Source organism: Phaeovulum sp., from assembly GCF_041596715.1.
Classification (GTDB): domain Bacteria; phylum Pseudomonadota; class Alphaproteobacteria; order Rhodobacterales; family Rhodobacteraceae; genus UBA6213.
The window spans coordinates 1-3089 of record NZ_JBFHIA010000305.1; the positions used below are offsets into that span (position 1 = coordinate 1).

Sequence of the window (3089 nt, forward strand, 5' to 3'; positions counted from 1 at the left end):
AGCCAACCTGTCACCAGCGGCCCGGTAATCGCACCAACACCGTTAATGAACAGAAGCCCCGCCGAGGCCGAGGCCATGTCGGACTGGTCCAGAAAGTCGTTGGTATGCGCCAGCAGCAGCGAATAGATCGGGTTGGCGATGCCGCCAATCGCCACTGCCATCACCAGCAACACGGCAAAGCCCGGATCAAACAGAAACACCCCAAGCGACAACACGCCGCCCAGCGCCGCCAGTTCCAGCACCAGCACGCGGCGATCCATTCGGTCGGAAACCCAGCCGACAGGATACTGAAATACCAGCCCGCCAACATATATCGCCGCCACAAAGGCCGATATCTCGGCCACGCTCAACCCCGCGCGCCCGCCCCAGACCGAAGACATGCCGAACAGCGCCGAAAACACGCCCCCCATCATGAAGATACCCACACATCCCAGCGGCGAGACGTGAAATAGGCGACGAAAGCTCATTCTTGCGGTGGTCGAAAACACCGGTGCCGGCGCGACCGACAGCAAGATCGGCGTGAAGGACAAGGACACCAGCACCGAAGGAATGACGAACAGCATGAAGCCCGAAGGATCGCTCGCGTTCAGCAGCAATTGCGCCACGATAATTCCGATAGCCTGCACGATCATATAGGCCGAAAGAGACTGGCCCCGCGTCTCGTTCGTCGAAGCCGCATTCAGCCAGCTTTCTGCGGTGATATAAACGCCCGAGAACGAAAACCCGATCAGCACCCGCATCAGCGCCCATGCAACCCAGTGCGGCGCCGCCGCATAAAGCACCAGCACCGCCGAAATCAGACTGCCGAGCGCGGCAAACACCCGCACATGGCCCACGCGCCGGATCAATTCGGGGGTCATGCGGCTACCCAGCAGGAATCCCAGAAAGTACGCCGACATCACGACCGACATATGGTAGGTGCTGATCCCCTCGATAGCGCCACGGATACCAAGCAACGTACCCTGCATGCCGTTCCCGACCATCAGAAGCATGACGCCAAGCAAAAGCGGCCAGGTAGTACGCAAAACAGTCAGCATGTCGGCCCTCGGATTCAGGAAACCACGGCTTTAGCCTCGCCAACGTCGCAGTTGGCGCGTGAATACGACGCTAAGGGATCAAAAGCGACGCATCGCCATAGGAGAAGAAGCGATAATCATGCGCAACCGCATGCGCATAGATTTCACGGATACGCTGCTGCCCCATCAGCGCCGAAACCAGCATCAGAAGCGTCGAGCGTGGCAAATGAAAATTGGTCATCAACGCGTCGGTCACGCGGAAACGGTAGCCGGGGTAGATAAAGATGTCCGTGGTGCCGCAAAACGGCGCGACCCGGCCCGATGCGGCGGCGCTTTCAAGCAGCCGCAGCGCGGTGGTGCCGACCGCGATCACACGCCCACCCGCGTCGCGCGTTGCGTTGATCTCGGCGGCGGCTTTGTCGCTGACCTCGCCCCACTCGGCGTGCATCCGGTGCGTGGCCACGTCATCCACCTTTACCGGCAAAAACGTGCCCGCGCCGACATGTAACGTGACTTCGGAAAACTGCACTCCGCGTGCGGCCAACGCAGCCAATAGCGGCGCGTCGAAATGCAAACTGGCGGTGGGCGCGGCCACAGCCCCTGCGTGGCGCGCAAACACGGTCTGATAATCGGTCTTGTCGGCCTCATCTGGCGCGCGGAGAGCCGCGATATAGGGCGGCAGTGGCATTGCCCCGGCCTCGGCCAGCGCCGCGTCGAAATCGGCCCCGGCAAGCGAAAACGCCAACCGCAATTGCCCTTCGGCAATGGCGCGAACCTCGGCTGTAAGCGCGGTGGAAAAGCGGATGGTCTCACCAATGCGCAGCTTGCGCAGCGGCTTGGCCAGCGCCAGCCATTCGCCACCCGGCGCGGGCTCCAGCAGCGTGACCTCGATGCGCGCGCTGACTTCGCCTTGCGCGCTTTGCCGGGTGCGGCTGCCCGATAGCCGCGCCGGAATGACCTTGGTGTTGTTCAGAACCAGCCTATCGCCGGGCCGTAGAATCGCTGGCAGATCTTGCACCACCCGGTCGGCAATGCCGCCCGCTTCGGCCAAAAGCAGCCGCGCGGCACTGCGAGGCCGCGCAGGGCGCGTGGCGATCAGCCGCTCGGGCAGATCAAAATCGAAATCGCTCAGCTTCACTGCCCTGCCTCCGCGAGCGGCTTTCGAAAAATGTCGCGCAGGAACCCCGGCGTCAGCAACGAAAGTGGGTTAACCGTAATCTGCGGGTTACTCGCCGTACCGCCCAGCCTGTAGTTGATGCCAAAAAGCCCCTCGCCCTTGCGCGAGATGATCTGGCCGATCACGTTGATCAGATACAGCGGCGTAAGCACACCCTGAAAATCAAGCGCTCCCGTCGCAGGCATATAGGTGCCGTCACCCGAAACGCCAAGTGATGCCCCCACGGCCGCACCCTCGGTCAGCGTGATGGTGTCGGGGCTGATGATGAATGCGCCATCAACATTGGTAAACAGCAGCCCCTCGCCGTTCAACTGCTCCAGCAGGCCAATCCCGGATGCAGCTGATAGCAGCGCCGCCAGAATTGGGGCATCGATCACCCGCAGATCGCGAATTTCAGCGGTGCCCGCAAAATGCCCCGCGCCGCCACTACCGGGTTGCAAGATCAGATCAAGCGTGCCGCCGCGCGCCTTGGAGAACACACCTGCCGCGTTCAACACCGCCCCCGCATCAGCCGAGTTGATACGAAAGGCGCTGCGCCCGCCCTGCCCCGGCGTGACCGTTCCTTCGATCTGCGCGCTGCCGTTGACCTTGGCCGCAAAACCGCCAGCAAAGCCAGTGGTCTGCGAAAAGTCGCCGCGAAAACCGGTCAGCGCGATGCTGTCGGAAATCTGCACCCTATCCATACGAATACTGATCGGGCCGCCAGCATCGCCGCCGCTGCCACCGATGGTGGCGCGGCGCAAATCGGCGCGCGCGCCGCTCAACTCGATCGCCATCGGGTTGCCTGCGCCCTGCGCGCGCAACACTGCCGCACCCTCGAACCAATCGTCCAGCACCACCGCATCGAAGTTGGCGCTGGCAAGCTTGCCCTCGGGCGTAAGCGTCAGCGCACCGCT

General features: G+C 62.6%; 3 protein-coding genes. All 3 read right to left on the reverse strand.

Annotation, left to right across the window (positions count from 1 at the left end; genetic code table 11):
• Window positions 1-1037: MFS transporter (locus tag ABY403_RS15055; RefSeq protein ID WP_372841636.1), on the reverse strand; the 1037-nt coding region annotated here is incomplete at its 3' end.
• 70 nt (window positions 1038-1107) lie between these two features.
• Complete coding sequence (queA, locus tag ABY403_RS15060) at window positions 1108-2154, reverse strand: tRNA preQ1(34) S-adenosylmethionine ribosyltransferase-isomerase QueA (protein WP_372841637.1); 1047 nt, start codon at window positions 2152-2154, stop codon at window positions 1108-1110.
• On the reverse strand, window positions 2151-3089 hold a 939-nt coding region (locus ABY403_RS15065; protein ID WP_372841638.1), incomplete at its 5' end, for an AsmA-like C-terminal region-containing protein. The genes ABY403_RS15065 and queA, both read right to left, overlap by 4 nt.